The sequence below is a fragment of the Conexibacter sp. CPCC 205762 genome, assembly GCF_030646155.1.
GTDB lineage: Bacteria > Actinomycetota > Thermoleophilia > Solirubrobacterales > Solirubrobacteraceae > Conexibacter.
Genome location: NZ_JAUTDN010000032.1, coordinates 13,422 through 37,971, shown reverse-complemented (window position 1 = coordinate 37,971; position 24,550 = coordinate 13,422). Strand labels below are relative to the sequence as shown.

Genomic DNA, 24,550 nt, shown 5'->3' with positions numbered 1-24,550 from the left:
CGTAGGCCGTCAGCTGCTGAACCAGGGCGGGAGCGCGAACGCGCCGTCGGCGTAGAGCGTCGGATGGACGATCCGGTTGACGCCGTCCCGCAGCTGGAAGACGAGGTGCGCCTGCCCGAGCGAGGGGTCAGGCGTGTCATAGGGATAGTTGAGGCCGCACTGTCGCTCATGGCCGAGCACGTACGTGCCGTTGATACCCCGATGGGCGATCCGGCGCAGCTCGTCGCCGACGGCGTCGAACGCGCGCGGGTTGCCGACGCGCGCCCAGGCGAGGCTCAGGAGGCTGACCTGGTCGTAGGAGAGGCCGGCCTGCGAACGACCGGGGCGGACACCGTAGACGGCCTCGTACTGGCGCGCGAACGCCTCGCCGATGCGGTCGCTGTAGCTGCCGGTGACGGTGCCCCAGAGGACGCCGTCGGCGGCGGCGCCCGCGAGCTGCGCGTACTCCGGCACCGACTGCGCGTAGACGCCGTAGATCAGCGTGTCGGTCGGGTCGGCGACGAAGGCGCGCTGGAACTCGGCCGCCTCGCCGGGGACGAAGTGGGCGAGCATCACGGCCGCCGGCGCGGTCGCCCTGATCTGCGTCAGGACCGTCGTCCAGTCGACCTCGTAGCCGCCGACCGAGTGGACGGTGTCGAGCTTCCAGCCGGCCTGCTCGATCGCGTCGATCGCCTCCGGCGTGCTGACGTGCCCGCCCGGCATCGGCGTCTCGACGATCGCCAGGCGGCGGTTGGCGGGCCGCCACGAGCCGGCCGCGACGAGGTCGTCGAGGAAGCGCACGAAGCCGGCGACGTAGTGCGACTCGGTCGGGCCGACCTGGAAGACCTGCGCCAGCCGCGAGCGGTCGGACCTGACCAGCTCGGCCTGCACCTCGGAGGTCTCGGTCGTCAGCAGCGGGCAGCCGTAGGCGGCGACGGCGTCGTAGCGGGTCGGGTCCTCGGCGAACGTGTAGCCGGTCGTGATCGCGTCGACCTCGGCGTCGACGAGCCGGCGGACGGCGGCGTCGATCGCGTGCCGGTCGTCGATGTCGACGTCGACGACGAGCTGCTCGATCGGCCGCCCGGCGATCCCGCCGCGGGCGTTGATCTCGGCGATCGCCAGCCGCGAGCCGTTCTGCATCTCGCGCCCGTCGGCGCCCATCGGGCCCGACAGCGGCAGCAGGCCGCCGATCAGCAGCGGGCGCGGGCGGGAGCCGCGGCGGGGGCGGGTCTCCGCGGGAGCTTCCGGCGCGGCAAAGGCCGCGGACGCCGGGGCGGGCGCGGACGCCGGCGCGGCGGCGCGTGCCTGCGCGCGCCGCACGACGATGTCGACCTGGCCGATCGCCAGCCGCGCGATCGCGTGGCCGCCGCCGGCAACCGGCAGCCGCAGCAGGCCCTGCTCGACCGCCATGCTCGCGGCGCCGGCGCGCGTCACCTGGTCGAGCTTGGCGAGGATCGTCGCGACCTGGGTCGAGGTCGTGCGCGCGCTGGTGCCGAGGTGAGCCGCGACCTCGGCGTTGCCGAGCCCGCCGGCGAGCAGCGTCAGCACCTCCGCCTCGCGCGGGGTCAGCCCGTACGGCAGCACGGCGAGCGGGTGCAGCTCGACCAGCGCCGCCTCCTCGTGCTGCAACGTCGCGGCGACCCGCTGCGCGACGACCGCGACCCAGCCGCCGTCCGGCGCGCGCCAGAGGAAGCGCAGCTCGTCGAGCGCGCAGGCGAGCATCGCCTCGACGTGGCGCGCGAGCGCTGGATCGTGCTCCAGCGCGCGACGTCCGCGGCCGTCGTTGTGCTCGATCAGCTGCCCGGAGCGGGTCAGGTAGGCCGCGATCGCGGGCAGCTCCCCCAGGCTGCCGGCGACCGTCGCGCTGGCGCGCAGTGCATCGCTCGGCATCGCTCCATGGTAGCCCCGCCGATCAAGCCGGCTCGGCCGCGAGCGCCAGCAGCAGCCGCTCCAGCGTCAGCAGCCCGACGACCGCGCCCTGCTCGTCGCAGGCGACGACCGGGTCGAAGCGGACGCGCTCGTCGCGGTGGACGAGCCGCTGGACGAGCTGCGGCAGCGACGTCGCGAGGTCGACCGTCAGCACGCCGCCGCCGTTGCGGCCGCTGCTGCGGTGGATGAGGTCGAGCGGCCGCTGGTGCTCGTCGACGAGCACCAGCACGCGCGCCGCCGGCTCGCTCGCGAACGTCTGCGCGACGAGCGACGCGGGCGCGTCGTGGGCGATGCAGACGGCGCGCTCCAGCAGCTCGCCGAGCGCCCCGGCGGCGACGCGCCTCGCCCGCTCGCCGTGCGCGACCTGCAGCTGCGGCAGCGCCGGCGCCATCGCCGGACTCGGTCTGCCGAGGAACCAGCCCTGCGCCAGCGGCACGCCGAGGTCGATGACCGTCTCCAGCTCCGCGCGCGTCTCGACGCCCTCCGCCAGCACCCAGGCGTCGAGCCGCGAGCCGAGCTCGCCGAGCGTCTGCACGACCGCGACCCTCGCCGGGTCGTGGTCGATCCCCGCGACGTGGGTGCGATCGATCTTGATCAGCTGCGGCCGCAGCCGCGTGATGTGCGTCAGCGACGCGTAGCCGGCGCCGGCGTCGTCGACCGCCAGCAGCGCGCCGACCTCGCGCAGCGGCGCGAACGCCGCCAGCAGCGCGTCGTAGTCGTCGACCGGCGTCTGCTCGGTCAGCTCGACGATCACCCCGCGCAGGTCGCCGGCGGCGGCGAAGGCGCACTGCAGCTCGTCGCTGAGGAGCGCCTCGGGCGCGACGTTGACGGTCAGGAAGCAGTTGCCCGGCAGCTCCGACCGCGCCCGCAGGGCGTTGCGCACGGCGGCCGCCTCCAGCCGCGGGCCGAGGCCGGCGGCGTGCGCGGCGGCGAACCAGCGGTCCGGACCCAGCCGCGGCTCGAGCTCGATCCGCGTCAGCGCCTCGTACCCGGCGACGCGCCCTCGCTGCAGATCGACGATCGGCTGGAACAGCGTCCGCAGCGTGCCCGGCTGGGTGCAGGCGATGACGAGCGCCGCAAGCTGCTCCGGCGTGCCGTCGCGACCGTCTGGATCTGTGTGCATCTGTCGTTCAAGCCCAGCTGGTCGAGGAACGCCCGTCTTTCTTGGGTCGGCTGCGATCGCTTCCGGCTTGAGCGACGGTGAGTCCACTCTGACCCGCGCCGCTCAGCGGACCGCGGCCGGCGGCGGCAGGTAGCCGACGCTGACGAGGTAGTCGAGCATCCGCCAGACGTACTCGCTGCCGACCGGCGCGCAGTCCGGGCCGGGCAGCCGCGGCGTCAGGCCCCAGTCGTCGCCGACCGGGACGAGGAGCGGCGGCTGCTCGTCGTCGCCGAGGCCGAACTCGGCGTAGACGGCCGCGGCGGCGTTCGTCGCGCCGGCCGCGTGCAGCCGCTCGCGCCAGGCCGCCAGCGGCAGCGGGTCGAGCGCGTAGCCGTACTGGGCAGCCGCCCGCAGCACCTGCTCGAAGCCGGCGATCGCGGCCGGCGGGTAGACGAGCGCGGCGGACTCCGGCGTCTCGAACGGCGCGTGCGCGAGCGCGGCGGCGAGGTCGTCGACCGGCGCCCACGGCTCCCAGCCGCTCCAGCGCGGGTAGGCGCCCAGCTCGATGCAGCCGCGGATCAGCCGGATCGCGGCGTCGTGGGTCGAGGTCGCGCCGGAGTGCTCGGCCGCCATCGCGCGCGGCAGCCGCACGACCTCGACGGGCACGCCCTGCGCCGCCGCGGCGAGCACCATCCGCTCCGCGACCCACTTCGTCTCCGCGTAGCCGCCGCCGGGCGGCGGCGTGGTCGCGACGTCGGCGCGCTCGGCGAGGCCGGCGGCCGCGTCGGCTCCCAGCGCCGTCGAGATCGAGGAGACGAAGCGCAGCGGGATCCCGCCGGCGAGCTTCGCGAGCCGCAGCGCGGTGCGCGTGCCCTCGACGTTGGGACCGCGCAGGCGTTCGTAGTCGTACAGGTGGTGGACGAGCGCGCCGTTGTGGACGATCGCGTCGAGCCGCCCCGCGAGCGCCGCGAACGCCGCCTCGTCGAGCCCGAAGCGCTCCTGCGCGAGGTCGCCGGGCAGCACCTCGATCCGCTCCCAGTCGGCGCTCAGGTCGCGCCGCTCGGCGAGCAGCGCGCGCTGCAGCCGCTCCGCCCCGGCCGCCGCCGACGGCGCTCGCACGAGCGCGACGACGCGGCCGTCCTCGGCGCGCGTCGCCGCTGCCAGCTCGGCCAGCAGGTGCGGCCCGACGAAGCCGCTGGCGCCGGTCAGCAGGACGGTCCGGCCACCGCTGCGGGGTGTCCGCGGGACCGCCTCGACGCCGCCGAGGCGCGGCTCGATCTCCGCCGCCCAGTCGATCTCGGCGCCGGCCGCGGCGCCGTCGATCGCCTCCAGCAGCCGCGCGATCGTCGGCGCGTGGTAGAGCTCCTGCACCGCCAGCTCGCGCCCGAGCAGGTCCGACAGCCCGCCGGCGCACTCGACCGCGTCGAGCGAGTCGCCGCCGAAGGCGAAGAAGTCGTCGGCGACGCCGACCTCGTCCAGCTCCAGCACCTGCGCGAAGACGGCCGCGAACCGCTGCTCGCGCTCGCTGGCCGGCGCGACGTAGGCACCGTCGAGGTCGGCGCGCCGCAGCGGCTGCTCGGGCAGCGCCTTGCGGTCGATCTTGCCGTTCGGCGTGAGCGCGAACCGCTCGACGCGCGTGAAGGTCGTCGGGACCATGTACTCCGGCAGGATCGAGCGCGCGTGGGCGCGCGCCTCGGCCGCCGACGGCGCCGGCTCGGTCGCCGTGAAGTACGCCGCCAGCTGCTCGCCGCGACGGCCGTGCGTGACCGCGATCGCGACCGCGTCGACGATCGCCGGGTGGGCGGTCAGCGCCGCCTCGACCTCCTGCGGCTCGATCCGGTAGCCGCGGATCTCGATCTGGTCGTCGACGCGGCCGTGGAACTCCAGCTCGCCGTCCTCGCGCCAGGCGCCGATGTCGCCGGTGCGGTACATGCGCGCGCCCTCGACGCCGGCGTACGGGTCCGGCAGGAAGCGCTCGGCGGTCAGGTCGGGGCGGCCGCGGTAGCCGCGCGCGACCTGCGGCCCGCCGATCCAGATCTCGCCGCGGGCGCCGAGCGGCAGCTGCTCGCGCTCGGGGCCGAGCACGTGGATCAGCGTGTTCGCGATCGGGCGGCCGATCGTCGGCGGCTCGGCGCCGTCGGCGGGGACGATCCCCTGCGTCGCGATCACGGTCGTCTCGGTCGGCCCGTACATGTTCACGAGCGGGTACGGCGTGTCGGCCGCGGGGCGCGTCAGCAGCGCCGCGCCGCCGGTGCAGAGCCAGCGCATCCGCGGCAGCCGGCGATACAGCTCGCCGCGGCCGAACAGCATCGCGACGAGCGCCGTCGGGACCATCGTGATCGTGATCTCCTCGCTCGCCATCCACTCGACCAGCGCGCGCGGGTCGCGCCGCAGCACGCGCGGCGAGAGGTGCAGCGAGGCGCCCGCGAAGAGCGGGTGCCAGATCTCCATCACGGCCGCGTCGAACGACGGCGAGGCGGTCTGCGCGAAGCGGTCGCCAGGCCCCGATCTGCACTCCCACTGGAGCGCCTGCACGAGGTTCGCGAGCGCGCGGTGCTCGACCTCGACCCCCTTCGGGCGGCCGGTCGAGCCGGAGGTGAAGACGACGTAGGCGAGGTCCTCGGGCGCGGGCGCGCCGGGCGGCGGGGCGAGGCCGGCGTGGCGCCCGGCGGCGTCGTGCTCGTCGGGGTCGGCGGTGAAGTGGATCGCGCGCGCGGCGGCGGCCTCAAGCACCTGCGGCGGCGTCGTCTCGTCGACCAGCACCGCGATCGGGTCGGTGTCCTCGAGGATCAGCGCGATCCGCTCCTGCGGGTACTCGGGGTCGATCGGCACGTAGGCGGAGCCGGCCTTCAGCGCCGCGAGCGCCCCGAGCACCATCTCGCTCGACGGGTCGACGCACAGCGCCACGCAGCGCTCCGCGCCGGCGCCGTGCGCGTGCAGGACGTGCGCGAGCCGGTTGGCGCGCGCGTTCAGCTCACGGTAGGTGAGCGCGCTGCGCCCGTCGCTGACAGCGAGCGCCTCGGGCGTGGCGAGCGCGTGCCCGGCGACGTGGTCGACGATCGTCCGCTCGACGTCGAACGTGACCGGACGGTCGTCGAAACGCGCGTCGTCAAGGATCGGCTGCGACATCGGGTCCTCTCGCTGGAAGCTCGGGTCGACCGGCCGCAACCGGCCCCTCTCCCGGTGATCGTCAGCGGCGCGCGGTTCCTGAGCGGGCGGCGCGCGGGTTGGCGGTTGCGCTGCGTGGGGTCGCTGCGTCAGATTGGCGCGATGACGCCTGCGCGCCCACTGCTCCTCCTCCTGCTCACGTTGGCGACGGCGGCTGCGGCGGTCGCGGCGGCTGGCTGCGGCGGCGCGACGCAGCCTCGCGCCACGATCGCCAGCGCCGGTGCGACGCGGCCTCCCGCCACGACCGCCGGCGCCGTCGCCGAGCCGTACGCGGACCTGGTCCCAGCCGACGACGTGCCCGCCGCGATGCGCGCGCACGCGGTCGCGCCGGGCAGCGCCGCCGCCCGCCGGCTCGCGCGCCGCGCCGCCGCGTACCGCCGCGCGACCGAGCACGGGATGCCGGTCGGGCTGATCGTGCTGCCGCGCGACGAACGCGTGGTTCCGATCAACGCCGGCTTGGACCAGGCGACGATCGACCGCCAGCCGGGCTGGTACGAGCGCTCGCACCTGCCGGGCGAGGGGCGGCTGATCTACGTCGCCGGCCACAACCGCACCCACGGCGGCCCGTTCCACGCGGTCGCCTCGGCACGCCGCGGCGACCCGATCGTCGTCTCGCTGCCGTACGCGACCGCCCGCTACACGGTCATCAGCCGCCGGCAGGAGTCCGAGCGCAGCCTCGGCCTGCTGCGCCCCGGCCGCCGCGAGCTGCTGCGCCTGCAGACCTCGACCTACCCGCCCGGCCACCACCGCTGGATCGTCGACGCCCGCCTCGACGCGCTGATACCGAACGGCTGACGCGCGGGGTCAGCGGGCGTGAGCGCCGCGGCGTGAGGCGGGCCGGCGCTGTCGGGCGAGCGGCCAGCGCTCGACGAGCCGCCTCCCGGGTGCGAGCGCGGCCCAGGCGCGGGCGGCTTCGGCGAGCTGCGCGTCGCAGCGCTCGACCAGCTCGCGCGTGACCAGCTCGCTCCACCAGCCCTCGCCGTTGACGCGTCGCAGCGCGGCGGGGTCGAACGGCGGGCCGGCCGCGCAGGCGTCGCAGACGACGCGCGTGAGCAGCTCCGCCTGCATGATCGCGTCGCTCGCCGCCTCGACCAGCTCGCGCCCGCGTCTGGCGGCATGCGGCGCCTGCCGCCCGGCGACGACGGTCGCGTGGCGGAACAGCCCGCCCGCCGCGAGCACGCCCCAGACCCCCTGCGTCAGCTCCAGCTCCCGCTCGACGATCAGATGCGCGAGGTCATGCGGCAGCTCGCCCCGCGCGCCCAGCTTGTTGTACGCCCCGCCCTCGAACGCGACCTCGACCCCGTCCGCCCGCCGCAGCAGCGATCGATACCGCCGCCCGGCGGCAGCCTTCTCGAACGCGACCTCCAGCGACTCCATCGCGCCAGGCTAGCGCGGCGCGCTTAACGACAACGGCCCGCCCTCGATGAGAGCGGGCCGAGCGCGGGTCGTTAGCCCGGAGCACCTGACACTCGCCTTGCCAGCATCTCATCGGGACGGAGCGATTACTACCCGATTTGTCTTGTAATTCAGACCAGCACTCGATCAATCGTTGCTGGTGACAGATGCGGCTGTGGTGGTCAGCTCGGTGAGGCGGCCGCCGCGCAGCTCCAGCACGCGGTCGGCGCGGGGGACGAGGGCGGGGTCGTGGGTGATCAGCAGCAGGCCGCGGTCGCCGGCGGCGGCGTCGAGGTCCTGCAGGACGGCGCGGGCGGTGGCGGGGTCGAGGTGGGCGGTCGGCTCGTCGAGCACCAGCAGCGGCACATCGGAGATCAGCGCCCGCGCCAGCAGCAGCCGCTGGCGCTCGCCGCCGGACAGCTGCGCGCCGTCCTCCCCGACGAGCGTGTCGAGGCCGTGCGGCAGCGTCGCGAGCCAGTCGCCGAGGCCGGCGGCGGTGAGCGCGGCGGCGACCTCCGTGTCGCCGCCGGCCCCTTCCCCCCGGGAAGCGTCGGCACCGCGCGCGGCCAGCAGCACGTTCTCGCGCACGGTCGTGGTGAAGATGCGCGCGTCCTGGGTGATCGTCAGGACGTTGCTGCGGACCTGCTCCTGCGTCGCGGCGCGCAGGTCGACCCCGCCGAGCGTCACCTGGCCGCCGTCGGGGTCGATCAGGCGCGCGGCGAGGCGCGCGAGCGTCGTCTTGCCGGCGCCGCTCGGGCCCACCAGCACGACCCGCTCGCCCGGCGACAGCCGCAGCGAGACGCGGTCGAGCACCGCGCCGGCAACCGGCGCGTGCCCGCGCCCGTCGCCCGGCCCTCCGCAGTCGCCCGCGCAGGCACCGCAGTCGTGCTCGTCCTCCACAGCGGAAGGCGCGCCCGGGAGCACGACCGTCGCCGCATGCAGCTCCAGCGTCGCGCGCGGCGGGATCGGCACCGGCGCGAGCGGGTCCTGCACGCGCGGCTCGGTCGCCATCAGCTGCTCCAGCCGCGTCGCCGCCGCGCTGCACGCGTGCAGATGACGGGCCGCGCCGCCGAGCGGCTCGACCGCCTCGAACGCCGCCAGCGCCAGCAGCGCCAGCGCCGCCAGCCAGACGCCGTCGAGCGATCCGTCCGAGACCGCCGGGATCGCGACCAGCAGCACCGCGACCGCGCCGGCACCGGCCAGCAGCGTCCCGAGCCCGACCGCCAGCGCACCCGCGCGCGCGTCGCTGCGCGCCAGCCGCGACAGCTCCGCGTCGGCGCCGCGCAGGCGGGCGCGGCGGTCGTCGGCGCGACCGGCGACGGCCAGCTCCGCGCCGCCCTCGATCGCCTCCACCAGCTCGCTCGTCAGCGCCGCGCGCGCGGCGCCCTGGCGGCGCGCGGCGCCGGCCGCGGCACGCGCCGTCAGCAGCGGCACGAGCACCGCCGCGAGCAGCAGCGCGGCCGCCAGCACGACGCCCGCCGCCGGCAGCAGCAGCGCCGCTGCCACAGCGCAGCAGACGATCGCCACCAATGCCACCAGCGGCGGCGCGAGCGCGCGCAGGTAGAGGTGCTGGAGCTGGTCGACGTCGGCGACGAAGCGGGTCAGCAGCTCGCCGGCGCCGACGCCGCGCAGGTCACCGGGGACGAGCGGCGCCAGCCGCCGGAAGCAGCGCAGCCGCAGGTCGGCGAGCACGCGGAAGGCGAGGTCGTGCGAGACGACCCGCTCCCAGTAGCGCAGCAGCGCGCGCGCCATCCCGAAGCCGCGCACGGCGACGATCACGACCAGCAGGCTCAGCACCTCCGGCCGCAGCGCCGCTCTGCTGATCAGCATCCCGGAGGTCATCAGCAGCGCGGCGCCGGCCAGCAGCGCGCCCGCGCCGAGCGCGACCGTCGCGGCGAACCGCCCGCGCCGCGGCCGCACCAGCGCGGCCGTCCGCAGCAATGCCTCAGCCATGACGCACCCGCCCCGCGCGGAAGCCGAACGGACTCGCGACCGCAGCCGCGGTCGATTGCAGGTCCAGCAGACCAGTGATCGACCGCGCATCGCGCACGACGCAGCCGGCGGCGAGCGTGACGACGCGGTCGGCGCGCGCGGCGAGCGTCGGGCGATGGGCGATCAGCAGCGTCGTGCGACCGGCGGCGAGACGCACGATCGCCGATTCGACGGCGGCCGCGGTCTCGGCGTCGAGGTGCGCGGTCGGCTCGTCGAGCACGAGCAGCGGCGCGTCGCGCAGGAAGGCGCGCGCGAGCGCGATCCGCTGGCTCTCGCCGGCCGACAGCGGCCGGCCGCCGTCGCCGACGCGCGTCTCGATCCCCTCCGGCAGCGCGGTCGTGAACCTCGCCGCGCCGGCCGCCGCGAGCGCGCGGCGGACCTCCCTGTCGCTCGCGCCGGGGTCGGCGAGACGGACGTTGTCGGCGACCGTGCCGGCGAAGATCCGCGCCCGCTGCGGCACCCACGCGAGCTGCCGGCGCCAGCCGTCGAGGCCGACCGTGCGCAGGTCGGCGTCGCCGCAGCTGACACGTCCGGCGGTCGGCTCGATCAGCCGCAGCAGCAGCGCGGCGGCGGTCGACTTGCCGGCGCCGGAGGTGCCGACGAGCGCGGTCAGCTCGCCCGGCTGCAGCGTCAGGTCGAAGCCGTCGAGCACCTTCCGCTCGCGGCCGGGATGGGCGAAGCCGACCTGCTCGAAGCGGATCGGCTCGCGCCCCGGGTCGGGCATCGGGAAGGAGCTGGACGGGATCACCGACACCATCGGCATCTCTTGGGTGGATGCCGGCGCCGGCTCCTCCAGCACCGCGAAGATCCGCTCCGCCGCCGCGAGGCCGTCGGCGCCGGCGTGGAACTGGCGGCCGACCTCGCGCAGCGGCGCGAACAGCTCCGGCGCCAGCAGCAGCACCGCCAGCCCGACCTGCAGCGTCAGCACGCCCTCGACCAGCTGGACCCCGACCGCCGCCGCGACCAGCGCGGTGCCGATCATCGCCATCAGCTCCAGCACGAGCGCGGACAGGAAGGCGACCCGCAGCGTCGCCATCGTCTCGACGCGGTAGCGCTCGCCGGCGGCGGCGATCGTCGCCTCCTGCGCGCGGTCGCGGTTGTGCGCGCGCAGCGTCTCCAGCCCGCGCACGACGTCGAGGAAGTGCGCGCCGAGCAGCGACAGCGCGCCGAAGCGCGCCTCGGTCGCGGTCTGGGCGGAGCGGCCGATCAGGATCATGAAGACGATCAGCAGCGGGACCGAGATCGCCAGCAGCAGCGCCGCGACCCAGTCGTGCAGGCCGACCCAGCCGAGCACGGCGAGCGGCACCGTCGCCGCCAGCGCCAGCTGCGGCACGTAGCCGGCGAGGTAGCCCTCCAGCGCGTCGACGCCCTGCACGGCCGTCGTCGCCAGCTCGCCGGTGCGCTCGGCCGGGCGCAGCGGCCGCTTCACCAGCAGGTGCTCGGCGAGCCGCTCGCGCAGCTCCGACATCACGCGCGCGGCGCCGGCGCGGCCGGCCAGCTCGAAGCCCGCCGCGACGGCCGCGCGCCCCGCGACGGCGCCCACCAAAGCGACCAGCTCCCAGCGCACGTCGTGCAGCGTCGCGCCGTCGATGAAGACCGACGCGATCACGTCGGCCAGCAGGACCGCCTGCGCGACGATCAGCACGGCCGCCGCGACGGCCAGCGCGGCGGCCGTCGCGAGCTGGCGGCGCGCCGCGCGCGAGGCGCGCAGCAGCCGCGGATCCACGGGCGGAGCCATCGCCGATCAGCTCCCGCCGCCGGCGCCGCCCGGCAGCGAGCCGCCGGCGCCGGGCCCGCCGCCCCCGGGCGTCCCGCCGGTCATTCTCGCGACCAGGTCGACCGGGTTGCGGACCTCCTCGAAGGTCGCCTTGCCCAGCCGCGCGCGCAGGATCCAGTACGTCCACGCCTGGTAGGCGAGCACGACCGGGACGAGCAGCACCGCCACGACCGTCATCACCTTCAGCGTGTACGGCGTCGAGGCGGCGGCGGCGAGCGTCAGGTCGTTCGCGGCCGAGGTGGTCGACGGCAGCGCGTTCGGGAACAGGTCGGCGAACAGCGCGCTGAAGGTCAGCGCGATCGCGCCGGCCGAGACGCCGAAGGCGAGCCCGAACTTCCCCTGCGACAGCAGCGCCATCACCGCCCCGACGAGCACCGCCGCGCCGACCGCCAGCAGCGCGCTGAACCACTCGACGCCGTCCTGCTCGGCGAGCGTCCAGCCGAGGAACGCGACGACGGCCACCAGCGCTACCGGCGTCACGCGCTTCGCGATCGCCTCGGCGCGCGCGTGCGCCTCGGGGGCGTCGGTGTCGGACAGCCGCAGCGTCAGGAAGATCGCGCCGTGGAGCGTGAACAGCGCCAGCGAGACGACGCCGCCGAGCAGCGTGTACGGCGTCAGCAGGTCGAAGAACGTGCCGGTCATGTCGTGCGCGGCGTTGAGCGGCAGGCCGCGGACGATGTTGGCCCAGGCGACGCCCCACAGCAGCGCGGGCACGGCCGAGCCGAGGATCAGCGCCCACTCCCACGTGCCGCGCCAGCGGGCCGTGTCGTGCTTGCCCCAGAACTCGAACGCGACGCCGCGGAAGATCAGCGCGACGAGGATCACGAAGAGCGCGAGGTAGGCGCCGGAGAAGAGCGAGGCGTACCAGCCGGGGAAGGCGGCGAAGGTGGCGCCGCCGGCGACCAGCAGCCAGACCTCGTTGCCGTCCCAGAAGGGGCCGATCGAGTGCATCAGCATGCGCCGCTCGGCGCGGTCGCGGCCGACGGCGCGCAGCAGCAGGCCGACGCCGAAGTCAAAGCCTTCGAGCACGAAGTAGCCGATCCAGAGGATGCAGATCAGCAGGAACCAGATCGTTTCGAGCGTGGTGGGATCCATGGTGAAAGGTCCTATGAACGCGGCTTAGTACGTCAGCGCGAGGTCGGGGCGGACGGGCGGCGCGTCGTCGGGCCGCTGCGACTCGGGCGGCTCCGCGCCGTGGCGGATCTCCTTCGCGGCGATCCAGCCGCCGACGCCGGCGAGCACGCCGTAGAGGAGCGTGTAGCCGATCAGCGTGATCCACAGCGAGGCGCTGCTGACGAGCGGCGAGTTGGCGTCGTCGGTCCGCAGCAGGCCGTAGACGACCCACGGCTGGCGGCCCATCTCGGTGAAGACCCAGCCGCTCAGGTTCGCGATCGGCGGCAGCAGCACGAACGGCAGTGCCAGCTTCAGGAACCAGCTCGTGCGCGTCAGCCGCTTGCGCCGCGCCAGCACCACCCCGATCAGCGTGAAGAGGATCATCAGCGAGCCGGCGCCGACCATCGCGCGGAAGCTCCAGTAGGTGACGCCGACGACCGGCGCGTACTCGCCCGGCCCGTACTTCTGCTCCTCCTCGGCCTGGATCTGGTTGATGCCCTTGACCTCGCCGGTGAACGAGCCGGTCGCCAGGAACGAGAGCGCGTACGGTATGCGGATGTCGACGTTCGTGTGACCGGGGTTGTGCTCCAGGTCGCCGGTCGCGAAGAGCGAGAAGGCGGCCGGCTTCTCGGTCTCGAACTGCGCCTCGGCGGCGGCCATCTTCATCGGCTGCTGCTTCTCCAGCAGCATCCCCTGGAAGTGGCCGGCGAGCGCCGTCCCGAGCGCCGCGACGAGCACGATCGGCAGCACCTGCTTGGCCGAGCGGGCCCAGACGGCGTCGCCGCCGCCGCTGGCGGAGCGGCGCTCGCGCAGCAGCTGCCAGGCGCTGACGCCGAGCACGACCATGCCGCCGGTCGTGATCGCGCCGAGGACGGTGTGCGGGAAGGCGTAGAGCAGCGTCGAGTTCGTCAGCACCGCGAAGATCGAGGTCATCTCGGCGCGGCCGGTCGCCTCGTTGAGGACGTAGCCGACCGGGTGCTGCATCCACGAGTTGGCGGCGAGGATGAAGAAGGCCGACATGACGGTGCCGATCGCCAGCAGCCAGATCGAGACGAGGTGGACCTTCGGCGACAGCCGGCCCCAGCCGAACAGCCACAGGCCGAGGAAGGTCGACTCGAGGAAGAAGGTCGCCAGCCCCTCCATCGCCAGCGGCGCGCCGAAGATGTCGCCGACGTAGCGCGAATACTGCGACCAGTTCATGCCGAACTGGAATTCCTGGACGATGCCCGTGACGACGCCGATTGCAAGCGAGACGAGCATCAGCTTGCCCCAGAATCTCGTCATCCGCAGGTAGGTCTCGTCTCTCGTGCGGTACCAGCGCGTCTGGCAGTACGCGACCCACCAGACGAGCCCGATCGACATCGGGACGAAGATGAAGTGGAAGAGGGTGGTGATGCCGAACTGCAGGCGGGCAAGCTCCAGGGCTGTCATGCGCTGCAAGGTATGAGCGCGCCCGCGCGCTGCCATCCGCCCGACACCGTGTCGCGCTTGCGGCGGACTACGGAGGCCGGCGCAGGCTCGTAGAATCGCGGTCAGCGATGCTCGACGAACGACGCCTGCGACGGATCCTCGACGTCGGCCGCTCGGTCGTCGCGGAGCTGGACCTGGAGACGCTGCTGCAGCGCGTGCTGGACGAGGCGCGCGCGCTGACCGGCGCGCGGTACGCCGCGCTGGGGATCCTCGACGAGCGCCGCGCCGAGCTGGAGCGCTTCCTCAGCATCGGGATCGACTCCGCGCAGCACGCCGCGATCGGCGACCTGCCGCGCGGCCGCGGCGTCCTCGGCGTGCTGATCGAGGAGCCGAGACCGCTGCGGCTGGACGACGTCTCCGACCATCCGCGCTCGTACGGCTTCCCGCTCGGCCATCCGCCGATGCACAGCTTCCTCGGCGTCCCGATCACGATCCGCGGCGAGGCGTTCGGCAACCTCTACCTGACCGAGAAGGCCGGCGGCGTCCCGTTCGACGCCGACGACGAGGAGGCGATCGTGCTGCTCGCCGGCTGGGCCGCGATCGCGATCGACAACGCCCGCTCCTACACGCGCGAGCACCGCCGCCGCCACGAGCTGGAGCAGGCGCTGAGGGCGATGGACGCGACGACCGCGATCGCGCGCGCGGTCGGCGGCGAGACCGACCTGGAGCGCGTGCTGGAGCTGATCGCGAAGCGCGCGCGGGCGCTGGTCGACGCGCGCGGCGTGCTGATCCTGCTGAGAGAGGGCGACGAGCTGGCGGTCGCGACGGTCGCCGGCGGCCTCGCCGGGTCGCTCGACGGGCTGCGCGTGCCGGTCGAGGGCTCGGTCAGCGGCAGGGTGATGCTGGAGCGGCGCGCGCAGACGCTCGCGGACGCGCGCACGGAGCTGCGCTTCGCGCTCGGCGAGCAGCTCGACGCGACCAGCGGCCTGCTCGTGCCGCTCGTCTTCCGCGGCCGGCCGCTCGGCGTCCTCTGCGCCTTCGACCGCGACGGCGACGAGCACTTCACGCGCGAGGACGAGCGGCTGCTGGAGAGCTTCGCCGCCTCCGCCGCGACCGCGGTGGCGACCGCGCAGACGGTCGCCAGCGAGGGGCTGCGGCGGTCGATCGAGGCGAGCGAGCGGGAGCGCCAGCGGTGGGCGCGCGAGCTGCACGACGAGACGCTGCAGGAGCTGGCCGGCCTGAAGGTGCTGCTGGCCGGCGCCCGCCGCTCGCAGGACCTCGAGCGCGTCCACGGCGCGATCGGCGACGCGATCGAGCAGATCGACACGGAGATCGCCGGCCTGCGGCGGCTGATCGCCGACCTGCGCCCGGCCGCGCTCGACGCCTTCGGCCTGCGGCCGGCGCTGGAGGGCCTGGCGGAGCGCGTGACCGCGACCTCCGGCCTCGACGTCGAGCTGGACGTCGAGCTGGCGCACGACGCCGACGAGGCGGCGCCGCGCCCCCGCACCGAGGTCGAGGACGCGGTCTACCGGCTCGTGCAGGAAGCGCTCACGAACGCCGTCAAGCACGCCGACGCGAGCCGCGTCGCGGTGACCGTGCGCGAGCACGGCGGCAGACTCGAGGTCGCCGTGCTCGACGACGGCGCCGGCTTCGACCCCGGCGCCGCCACGAGCGGCTTCGGCCTGCTCGGCATGCGCGAGCGGATGGCGCTGCTCGACGGCCGCGTCACGGTCACCTCCGCGCCCGGCGCGGGCACGACCGTGACGGCGACCGTCCCGTCCGGCTGAGCCGCTCAGCCGCCGTAGACCTCCAGCTCCTCCAGGAACGACCAGCCGTCGACGTTGCCGGCGTCGAACAGCACCCGCACGGCCGTCGTCGCGACCGGGGCGATCGCGAACGTCTTGACCGCTCTGCCGTCGTGGACGGTCGGCGCGAGCCAGTTGACAACCGGGTTGGCCTCGCCGCTGAGCGCTCTCGGCGCGACCCAGGCGCTGCCGTCCCAGTACTGCACGGTCAGTCTGCCGATCGTCCGCTGGGCGGCCGTCAGGAACGGCACGACCGGCATCCGCAGCACGACCTTCGAGACCGTCTTCGCCGTTCTCCACTCGACCTTCGCCCAGTCGCCCCAGACGCCCTGGGTGCCGTCGTTCCAGTAGTTGACGGTGCCGTCGCGGCGGCCGTTGGTGAGCGCGCCGACGCTGAAGGTGCCGGACGGGTGCAGCGACGAGGCGGAGGCGCTGCCGCCGTTCTCCGGCAGCGCCAGGTCGGGGCCGTCGAGCTGTCGCAGCGGGGCCAGCGGCGCGGTGACGCTGGCGACGTACTGCGGCACGGCGAGGTAGCCGGTCGCGGCGCGCGAGGCCTCGTACGGGCCGACCTCTCTGTAGTAGCGAGCCATGTCGATCACCGTCTGCCGCGCGAGGCCGGGGTCGACGGTCGCGAGCGCGTACGCCGCCCAGCCGGTCGCGGTCCCCCAGAAACCGCCGTTCTGGTACTGGCCGGCGGTCGCGAGCGGGTCGAAGATCGCGTTCCAGAAGAGGCCGCCGGGCAGGTGGCGCAGCTGGCCGTTCTCGACGACCTCGCCGTAGTGCGCTCTCAGCCAGTTGGCGATGCTCGCCTGCTGCGTCGGCGTCGCGAGCCCGAGCACGACCGCGTAGGCGCTGCCCCAGACGTCGGGCCGCGGCGCGATCGAGGTCGCGTCGAAGAGGCCGGTCGTGCTGTTCCAGAGCGTCGCGAGGCCGGCCTGCACGCTGCTCGCGCGCGCCGCCCAGGTCGCCGCCGATCTGCTGTCGCCCGCCGCCGTGTAGAGCTGCTCCAGCCGCTTCGACGCCTCGACGTAGAGCAGCGAGCAGAACAGCTCGTTGCCGGTCTTGACGATCGAGTCGGTGAAGCCGTAGGAGGAGTGCGGGTTGGCCGGGTCGATCCAGACGAGGCCGGTCGTCGCATCGCGCGGGACGCCGTTCATCGCCGCCGCGAGCTTCGCCGCGTTCGCTCTGAAGTGGCTGATGTCGCCGCTCGATCTGTAGATCTCCCACGCCGCCTTGACGAGGAACTGCGCGTTGTCGGTGTCGTCGCCGTGCGGGCCCCAGATCGGCGCGCCGCCAGGCGTCACGAGCGTCGGGATCTGGCCGTCGGCGCGCTGGGTCGCGATCAAGTAGTTGAACGCGGCCTGCTGCTCGCCGACCGACATCGACTCCGGGTAGCCCTCCAGCGCGTACTCCCAGTCGCGCGTCCACTGGCCCTGGTAGTGGGCGACGCCGTCGGGCGCGAAGATCGTCGTGCCGCCGGCGCCGGTCAGGCGCGCGCCGTTGACGACTCTCAGCGCTTCCCCGCGCAGCCACGAGATCGACTCCTCGTAGTCCTGCAGCTGGCTGCTCTCGTACGTCTCCAGCTCCTCCAGGAAGACCCAGCCGTCGCTGTTGCCGGCGTCGTAGCGGACGCGGATCGATCTGGTCGCGACCGGCGCGAAGTAGAGCTCCTTGATCTGGCTGCCGTCGGCCGCGGTCGGCGTCTCCCAGTTGACGACCGGGTTCGGCTGGCCGTTGGTCGTCGTGACCGCTCTCCAGGAGCCGCCGCCGTCGAGGTACTCCAGCGTCAGTCTGCCGATCGTCCGCTGCGCGGCGGTCAGTCTCGGCAGCACCGGCATCCGCAGCGTCACGTGGCCGATCTGGCGGGCGGTCGTCCAGCTGACGGCGATCCAGTCGCCGTAGACGCCCTGCGTCCCGTCGTTCCAGTAGTCGAAGTCGGGGTTGACGGGCCGCGCGCCGTCGACGGCCTTCGCGAGCGGGTATCTGGCAAGCGTGCTGGAGGCGCTCGCGGCGCCGCCGTTGCTGCTCAGCGACAGGTTCGGTGCGGCCGCGGACGCGCTCTGCGCGCAGGCGGCCGCCAGCAGCGCCGCGAGCGCGGCGCTGCGGAACAGCGGGAACGACATGGTCTCTCCTCCTTGTCGTGCTGCGATTTATCCGGCGACGAGGCCGCCGTCGATCACCAGCTCGGTGCCGGTGACGAAGGCGGCATCGTCGGAGGCGAGATAGGCGATCGCCTTCGCCACCTCCTCAGCCCTGCCCAACCGACCCATCGGCTGCCGCGCGACCAGCGCCGCCCGCATCGCCTCCGGATCGCCCGACTGCTCCAGCAACCGCCCCACCCACGGCGTGTCGACCGTCCCCGGGCAGACGCAATTCACCCGGATCCCGTCACCGACGTGGTCGATCGCCATCGCCTTCGTCAGCGCGATCACCGCGCCCTTGGAGGCGCAGTACGCCGCGCGGTCCCTCAACCCGACCATCCCCGCGATCGACGCCGCGTTGACGATCGCCCCGCCGCCCCGCTCCACCATCCCCGGCAGCACCGCCCGGCAGGTGTTGAAGATCCCTCTCACGTTCACCGCGAAGACCGCGTCCCACAGCTCCGGCGGCGTCTCGACCACGTTCTGCGTCGAACCGGTCCCGGCGACGTTCGCGAGCAGATCGACACGGCCGACCCCGGCCACCGCCGCGGCGACCGCAGCGGTGTCGGTCACGTCGACCGTCACGGCGACGCCCTCGCCCGCGGCCCGGTCCAGCCCGACGACCTCCCACCCGCGCACGGCCAGCTCCAGCGCCGTCGCACGGCCGATGCCCGAAGCAGCACCGGTCACGAGCGCCACGCGCCCCTTCCCTGCATCCATCGTCTTCCTCTCGCTTAATTGATCAGAGCAGCGGGAACGGCACGCCGTAGCGCTCGCCGACTGTGGCGAGCGTGCGGCGGGTGCCGGGCAGCAGCGGCGCGCGGCCGGCGTGCTCGGCGGCGAAGCGGCCCTCGGGCTCGCCCGGGATCAGCGGCGCCGGCTGCCCGGCGCGGCCAGCGGAGCGGACGGCCTCCGCGAGCCGCCTCACGCGCGCCGCGAACAGCGCGCCCTCCAGCGCCTCCGGGTCGATCGCCAGCATCGCGAAGCCGAGCCCCTGCGGGATCGACCTGTCGCCGTAGAGCGGGTGGACGTCGGCGCTCACCTGCGCCCCGCCCATCGCCGCCAGCATGTCGATCATGTACGCCAGGCCGAAGCCCTTCGGCCCGGCCGCCGGCAGCAGCGCCCCGTCGAGCCCGGCGCGCGGGTCGCTCGTCGGCGCGCCGGCGGCGTCGACCGCCCAGTCGAGCGGGATCTCGCTGCCCTCCTCGGCGGCGACGATCAGCTTGCCGTAGGCGACGCCGCTGGTCGCCATGTCGAGCAGCGGGCGGACGCCCGCGTCGCCCGGCACGGCGATCGCGATCGGGTTGGTGCCAAGCACGCGTCTGCCGCCGGCCGGCGGCGCCATCACCGCGTCGGTGTTGCAGGCGACGAGCCCGACCATCCCCGCCTCGACGATCGTCTCCGCGTACCAGCCGGCGGCGCCGAAGTGGTTCGCGTTGCGGCCGGCGACGAAGCCGGCGCCGTGCTCGCCGGCGAGCCGGATCGCCAGCTCGGCGGCGTACGCGCCGCCGACCGCGCCCGGCCCGTCGTGGCAGTCGACGACCGCCGTCGCACCGCCGTTGCGGACGATCTGCGGCCGCGCGCCGACGACGATCCCGCCGGCCTCGATCCGTTCGAGGTAGACGCCGAGCCGCACGAAGCCGTGCGTGCGCAGCCCGCGCGCCTCGGCGTAGGCGAGGTTGGCGCAGACGGCGCCGGCCGCCTCCGCCCGCAGGCCCGCGCGCATCAGCACGCTGACGCCCCAGCGCTCGACCGCGGCCGCCTCTGTCTCCTGTGCGAGCGCCATCTCAGTAGCTCGCCGCCGGGAGGCTGCCGTCCATGATGTAGCCGCCGTCGACGTCGAGCGTCGTGCCCGTCGAGTAGCGGCTCGCGTCGCTGGCGAAGTGGGCGACCGCCTGCGCGATCTGCTCCGGCTCGCCGATCTCGCCGAGCGGGATCCGCTGCTTCAGCGCCGCCAGCACCGGCGCGGTGTAGAGCGGCCGGCTGAGCGCGGTCCAGGTCGCGCCCGGCCGCACGCAGTTGACGGTGACGCCGTGCGGCGCCAGCTCGGCGGCGAGCGTGCGCGAGAACGCCTCGATCCCGCCCTTGGCGGCCGTGTAGGGGCCGCCGTCGGGCTCCGACAGGACCGCGTGGATCGAGGAGATCGAGACGATCCGGCCGCCGCGGCCCTGCGCGATCATCCGCCGCGCCGCCCCGCGCGAGCAGTAGAAGACGCTCGTCAGGTTGGTGCGGAGCGTGAACTCCCACGCCTCGTCGCTGACGTCGACGATCTTGTCCAGCCGCAGCACGCCGGCGTTGTTGACGAGCACGTCGATCCCGCCGAGCCGCTCGTCGGCGACGGTCAGCATCCGCTCGACCTGGGCCGAGTCGCCGACGTCGGTCGCGATCGCGAGCGCGCGCCCGCCGGCCGCCTCGATCTCCTGCGCGACGCGCGCGGCGCCGTCGCCGTCGAGGTCGCCGACGACGACCGCCGCGCCCTCCGCCGCCAGCAGCCGCGCGCACGCCTCGCCGATGCCCGAGGCGGCGCCGGTGACGACCGCCGTCCTGCCCGCGAAGCGGCTCATCTGCCACCTCGCTGGGCCTCGTCGCGCTCCTCGACGTAGTCGCGGATGTAGGCGATGTGCTCGCGCATCGCGGCACGCGCGGCGTCGCCGTCGCCGGAGGCGATCGCCTCGACGATCGCGCGGTGGTGGTCGTCGGAGGCGTCGATCGCGCGCGGCACGCTGGTGCCGAGCAGCATCGAGCGCGTGACCGGCGCGCGGACCGCCTCGGTGATCGCCTCGTAGACGCTGTGGCCGGCCATCTCCGCGATCCGGCGGTGCAGCGCGAGGTCGGCCTCGACGTGCGCCTCGGCGTCCTCGGCGGCCTGCTCCAGCGCCGTCATCGCCGCGCGCAGCGCGACGCGGTCGGCCTCGCTGCCGCGCGCGGCGGCGAGCGCCGCCATCTCCGGCTCCAGCAGCAGGCGCGCGTCGCAGAGGTCGACGAGCGAGACGCGGCGCCGCTGCAGCAGCATCGTCAGCGACTCCTCGACCGCCTCCGTCGTCGGCTCCTGCACGAACGCGCCGCGGCCGTGGACGACTCTGATCAGCCCCTTCTGCGACAGCGACCGCAGCGCCTCGCGCAGCACATTGCGGGAGACGCCGAGCTGGGCGGCCAGCTCGCGCTCGGCCGGCAGCGCCGAGCCCGGCGCCAGCCGCTGGTCGAGGATCAGCCGCTCGATCCGCTGCGCGACGGCGTCGGTGCTGCGCACGGGCTCGATCGTCCCGTAGAGCGGGTTGTCCGGACTCATCTGCGTCCCCTGATCGATCGCAATGACGGATAGCGCAGCGGCAGGCCGGGCACGGCCACGCGCAGGCGCCCCACGTGCCAGCGGGCGAGGCTGGCGATGAAGAGGTCACGGCCGTCGCGCCCGCCGAGCGCGACGTTGGTCGGGGCGCCGACGACGGTCCCCTGGTAGTCCTCCGCGACGACCGCGAGGTCGCCGTGGCGGTCGAGCCGGTAGATCCGGTCCGGCCGGTAGCAGGCGATGTAGAGCGCGCCCTCCTCGTCGAAGGCGAGCCCGTCGGGGACGGTCCCCGGCAGCTCCACGACCAGCTCCGGCGCGCCGGCCGAGCCGTCGGGCAGGATCGGCACGCGGCTGACGCTCGGTCCCGTCGACTCGACGACGAACAGCGCGTCGCCGGCGGCGTTGAGCGCCATCCCGTTCGTGAAGCGCGGCACGGCGTCGGTCCACAGCTCCGTCGTCCCGTCGCCCGCGACGCGGTAGATCCGCCCCTCGGCGCCCTCCCACGTGCCGGAGTCGGAGACGTACAGCGCGTCGTCGGAGAAGACCGGCCAGTTGGGGTTCGTCAGCGGCAGCGCGGCGGTCCCGCGCGAGAGCACCGCGATCTCGCCGCCGGGCGTGACCGTCAGCAGCTCTCTGCGCTTCGGGTCGCACGCGACGATCGTGTCGTCGCAGTCGAGCGCGAGGCCGAGGATCCAGCCGCCCGAGCAGGCGATCTGCTCGACCGCGCCGGTCGCCTGGTCGATGCGGTAGAGCTGGCCGGCCTCGCCGCCGGCGTAGAGCGTGCCGTCGGCGCCGACGGCGACGCCCTCGGGGTGGTCGAGGCCGTCGGCGACGACCTCGATCGCGTCGAGCGCGACCTGCGTCGGGGCGCTCATGCGGCCGCCCCCGCCGTTCTGCGCCCGAGCCGCGGCAGCCGCAGCTGCGCGCCGGCGGTGCCGGAGCGGACGAAGCGATCGAGCACGACCGCGAAGATCAGCACGGTGCCCTTCGCGACGTACTGCCAGAAGGGGTCGACGCCGATCAGGTTGAGCGAGTTGGAGAGGAAGCCGACGATCAGAGCGCCCAGGACGGTACCGGCGACGCGCCCCTCCCCGCCCGCCAAGCTCGTGCCGCCGAGGATCACCGCGACGATCACGTCGAACTCGAAGCCGACGTAGGCGTTGGGGTCGCCGCTGCCGAAGCGCGAGGCCATCATCAGGCCGGCGAGGCCCGCGGTCAGCCCGGCCAGCACGTAGAGGATCACGAGCGCGCGGCCGACGTTGACGCCAGACAGCCGCGCCGTCTCCTCGTTGCCGCCGATCGCGTAGACGTGGCGGCCGAAGGCGGTGCGGTTGAGCACCAGCTGGAAGACGACGATCGCGACCAGCGCGATCGCGACCGGCGTCGGCACGGGGCCGACCGAGCTGGTGCCGAGGTCGCCCCAGCCGGCCGGCAGGCCGACGATGATCGCCGACGACGAGATCAGGTAGGCGGCGCCGCGGGCGACGTTCATCGTCCCCAGCGTCGCGATGATCGGGTTGACCTGCAGGCGCACGATCAGCAGCCCGTTGACGAGCCCGAACAGCCCGCCGATCGCGAGCGCGCCGATCCCGGCGGCGACCAGCGACCAGCCGTGTCTGGCCGTGAAGGCGGCGGCGAAGACGGCCGCGACCGCCGCCACCGAGCCGACCGAGAGGTCGAGCCCGCGGGCGATCATCACGAGCGTCACGGCGCAGCCGACGAGCATCACCGGCGCCGTCTGCACGAGCACGTTCTTGAAGTTGTCGACCGTCAGGAAGCGGTCGTTGAGCTGCGAGAAGACGACGATCATCGCGATCAGCACGGCCAGCGTGACGACCGTCTGCACGTCGATCCCGCCGCGCTCGCGCAGCCGCGTCCGCAGCCGCGTGGACAGGGTGCTCACTTCGCTTCCTCCTCTTCGCTCAGCGCGACGGCGACGATCTCCTCTTCGCTCACGCCCGGCTCGAACTCGCGGGCGATCCGCCCGTCCTTCATCACGCAGATGCGGTCGGCCATGCCGAGCACCTCCGGCAGCTCCGAGCTGACCATCACGACCGCCATCCCCGCACGCGCGAGTCTGTCGACGAGCCGGAACAGCTCCATCTTGGCGCCGACGTCGATCCCCTTCGTCGGCTCGTCGAGCAGCAGCACGCGCGGCCCGACGGCCAGCCACTTGCCGATCACGACCTTCTGCTGGTTGCCGCCCGACAGCAGCGAGATCCGCTGCTCCAGCGACGGCGTCTTGATCGCGAGCTGCTCGCGCAGCCGCTGCGCCAGCACCCGCGGCCGCTCCCCTCTCGGCCGCAGGCGCCGGTGCGTCTCCCAGATCGTCAGCAGGTTCTCGCCGACCGAGCGCAGCGCGACGATCCCCTGGCCGCGGCGGTCCTCGGGCACGAGCGCGAGGCCGGCGTCGATCGCGTCGCCGGGGCGGCGCAGCCGCAGCGCTCTGCCGTCCAGCTCGACGCTGCCGCCGTCGAGCCGGTCGGCGCCGAACAGCGCCCGCAGCAGCTCGGTGCGGCCGGAGCCGACGAGGCCGGCGACGCCGAGCACCTCGCCGGCGCGCACGTCGAGGTCGACGCCGTCCAGCCGCGCGGTCCGCAACCCGCGGGCGCGCAGCACGACCTCGCCCGAGCGGCGGCGACCGCCGTCGGGGAAGCCCTGCACCTCGCGGCCGACCATCAGCCGCACCAGCTCCTGCGGCGGCGTGCTCGCCGGCACGGTCGCGACGTGTCTGCCGTCCTTGAAGACCGTCACGCGATCGCCGATCTCGGCCAGCTCCTGCAGCCGGTGGGAGACGAAGACGATCGCCCGCCCGCCCTGCTTCAGCCGCCGGATCAGCGCGAACAGCCGCGCGACCTCCTCGCCGGTCAGCGCCGAGGTCGCCTCGTCCATCACGATCACCCTGCTGTCGAGCCGCAGCGCGCGGGCGATCATCACGCCCTGCTGCTCGGCGATCGAGAGCGTGCGGACCGGCCGCCCCGGGTCGATCCCGGGGAAGCCGATCGACTCCATCAGCGCGCGCGCCTCGGCGTGCGCCTCGCGCCGCTGCAGCAGACCGCCGCGGACGCGCTCGTTGCCGAGCGCGATGTTGTCGGCGACCGACAGGCTCGGCACGACGCTCAGCTCCTGGAAGATGAACGCGAGCCCGTGCCGCTGCGCCTCCTGCGGGCTCGCGAACGAGACCGCCTCGCCGTTCAGCTCGATCTCGCCCTCGTCGGCGCGCTGGGCGCCGGCGAGGATCTTCACGAGCGTCGACTTGCCGGCGCCGTTCTCGCCCAGCAGGCAGTGGACCTCGCCGGCCGTCAGCTCGAAGTCGACGGCGTCGAGCGCGACGACGCCGGGGAAGCGCTTGCCGACGCCGCGCACGCGCAGCAGCGGCGGCGCGGCCGGCGGCCGCTCCGCGTGCTGGGCGCGGGGCGGCGGCTCTGCGACACGGGACTCGCTCATCGCCTC

18 protein-coding genes are annotated in these 24,550 nt (G+C 74.5%); 2 read left to right on the top strand and 16 right to left on the bottom strand.

Going from position 1 to position 24,550, the window contains the following annotated elements:
* Positions 1–9: 9 nt before the first annotated feature.
* The 3 genes from Q7L73_RS20730 to Q7L73_RS20720 form a co-directional block, all read right to left on the bottom strand.
* Positions 10–1,869: an ABC transporter substrate-binding protein gene (locus Q7L73_RS20730; RefSeq protein WP_304691624.1), complete on the bottom strand. Its 1,860-nt coding sequence runs from the start codon at positions 1,867–1,869 to the stop codon at positions 10–12.
* Positions 1,870–1,891: 22 nt separating this feature from the next.
* The gene (locus Q7L73_RS20725; protein WP_304691625.1) at positions 1,892–3,031 is read right to left on the bottom strand and encodes an EAL domain-containing protein; all 1,140 of its coding nucleotides are present in this window, start codon (positions 3,029–3,031) and stop codon (positions 1,892–1,894) included.
* A gap of 102 nt (positions 3,032–3,133) precedes the next feature.
* Positions 3,134–6,139 carry a non-ribosomal peptide synthetase gene (locus Q7L73_RS20720; RefSeq protein WP_304691626.1) on the bottom strand — a complete coding sequence of 1,002 codons (3,006 nt, stop codon included), beginning with the start codon at positions 6,137–6,139 and terminating at the stop codon, positions 3,134–3,136.
* 180 nt (positions 6,140–6,319) lie between these two features.
* On the opposite strand from Q7L73_RS20720, the gene Q7L73_RS20715 reads away from it, so the two are divergent.
* Positions 6,320–6,973, top strand: coding sequence for a sortase (locus tag Q7L73_RS20715; RefSeq protein ID WP_304691627.1), 654 nt, complete (start codon positions 6,320–6,322; stop codon positions 6,971–6,973).
* 9 nt (positions 6,974–6,982) lie between these two features.
* On the opposite strand, the gene Q7L73_RS20710 is transcribed toward Q7L73_RS20715, so the two are convergent.
* From Q7L73_RS20710 to Q7L73_RS20690, 5 genes are all read right to left on the bottom strand, one after another.
* On the bottom strand, positions 6,983–7,555 hold the full coding sequence (locus Q7L73_RS20710; protein WP_304691628.1) for a hypothetical protein: 573 nt from the start codon (positions 7,553–7,555) through the stop codon (positions 6,983–6,985).
* Positions 7,556–7,720: 165 nt separating this feature from the next.
* Positions 7,721–9,526 (bottom strand): amino acid ABC transporter ATP-binding/permease protein, encoded by a 1,806-nt coding sequence (locus Q7L73_RS20705; protein WP_304691629.1) that lies wholly within the window; start codon positions 9,524–9,526, stop codon positions 7,721–7,723.
* Positions 9,519–11,303: a thiol reductant ABC exporter subunit CydD gene (gene cydD / locus Q7L73_RS20700; protein ID WP_304691630.1), complete on the bottom strand. Its 1,785-nt coding sequence runs from the start codon at positions 11,301–11,303 to the stop codon at positions 9,519–9,521. Before cydD ends, Q7L73_RS20705 begins: the two co-directional genes overlap by 8 nt.
* Positions 11,304–11,309: 6 nt before the next feature.
* Positions 11,310–12,437, bottom strand: coding sequence for a cytochrome d ubiquinol oxidase subunit II (gene cydB / locus Q7L73_RS20695; RefSeq protein ID WP_304691631.1), 1,128 nt, complete (start codon positions 12,435–12,437; stop codon positions 11,310–11,312).
* A gap of 24 nt (positions 12,438–12,461) precedes the next feature.
* On the bottom strand, positions 12,462–13,886 hold the full coding sequence (locus Q7L73_RS20690; RefSeq protein ID WP_304691632.1) for a cytochrome ubiquinol oxidase subunit I: 1,425 nt from the start codon (positions 13,884–13,886) through the stop codon (positions 12,462–12,464).
* 107 nt (positions 13,887–13,993) lie between these two features.
* Between Q7L73_RS20690 and Q7L73_RS20685 the strand changes: the two genes are divergently transcribed.
* A complete protein-coding gene (locus Q7L73_RS20685) occupies positions 13,994–15,652 on the top strand; it encodes a GAF domain-containing sensor histidine kinase (RefSeq protein ID WP_304691633.1) in 1,659 nt (552 codons plus the stop codon).
* Between the two features lie 5 nt (positions 15,653–15,657).
* Here Q7L73_RS20685 and Q7L73_RS20680 read toward each other — a convergent pair whose 3' ends face one another.
* Genes Q7L73_RS20680 through Q7L73_RS20645 form a run of 8 tightly spaced genes read right to left on the bottom strand, consistent with a single transcriptional unit; the run spans position 15,658 to position 24,544 of the window.
* A complete protein-coding gene (locus Q7L73_RS20680) occupies positions 15,658–17,793 on the bottom strand; it encodes a hypothetical protein (RefSeq protein ID WP_304691634.1) in 2,136 nt (711 codons plus the stop codon).
* A 27-nt stretch (positions 17,794–17,820) separates the two neighbouring features.
* Positions 17,821–18,531 carry an SDR family NAD(P)-dependent oxidoreductase gene (locus Q7L73_RS20675; RefSeq protein WP_304691635.1) on the bottom strand — a complete coding sequence of 237 codons (711 nt, stop codon included), beginning with the start codon at positions 18,529–18,531 and terminating at the stop codon, positions 17,821–17,823.
* Between the two features lie 22 nt (positions 18,532–18,553).
* A complete protein-coding gene (locus Q7L73_RS20670) occupies positions 18,554–19,597 on the bottom strand; it encodes an Ldh family oxidoreductase (protein ID WP_304691636.1) in 1,044 nt (347 codons plus the stop codon).
* A 1-nt stretch (position 19,598) separates the two neighbouring features.
* Positions 19,599–20,375 (bottom strand): SDR family NAD(P)-dependent oxidoreductase, encoded by a 777-nt coding sequence (locus Q7L73_RS20665; RefSeq protein ID WP_304691637.1) that lies wholly within the window; start codon positions 20,373–20,375, stop codon positions 19,599–19,601.
* Positions 20,372–21,100 (bottom strand): FadR/GntR family transcriptional regulator, encoded by a 729-nt coding sequence (locus Q7L73_RS20660; RefSeq protein ID WP_304691638.1) that lies wholly within the window; start codon positions 21,098–21,100, stop codon positions 20,372–20,374. Before Q7L73_RS20660 ends, Q7L73_RS20665 begins: the two co-directional genes overlap by 4 nt.
* On the bottom strand, positions 21,097–21,972 hold the full coding sequence (locus Q7L73_RS20655) for an SMP-30/gluconolactonase/LRE family protein (RefSeq protein WP_304691639.1): 876 nt from the start codon (positions 21,970–21,972) through the stop codon (positions 21,097–21,099). Before Q7L73_RS20655 ends, Q7L73_RS20660 begins: the two co-directional genes overlap by 4 nt.
* Positions 21,969–23,000 carry an ABC transporter permease gene (locus tag Q7L73_RS20650; RefSeq protein WP_304691640.1) on the bottom strand — a complete coding sequence of 344 codons (1,032 nt, stop codon included), beginning with the start codon at positions 22,998–23,000 and terminating at the stop codon, positions 21,969–21,971. The genes Q7L73_RS20655 and Q7L73_RS20650 overlap by 4 nt, the downstream gene beginning before the upstream one ends.
* A complete protein-coding gene (locus Q7L73_RS20645) occupies positions 22,997–24,544 on the bottom strand; it encodes a sugar ABC transporter ATP-binding protein (protein WP_304691641.1) in 1,548 nt (515 codons plus the stop codon). The genes Q7L73_RS20650 and Q7L73_RS20645 overlap by 4 nt, the downstream gene beginning before the upstream one ends.
* Between the last annotated feature and the right edge of the window lie 6 nt (positions 24,545–24,550).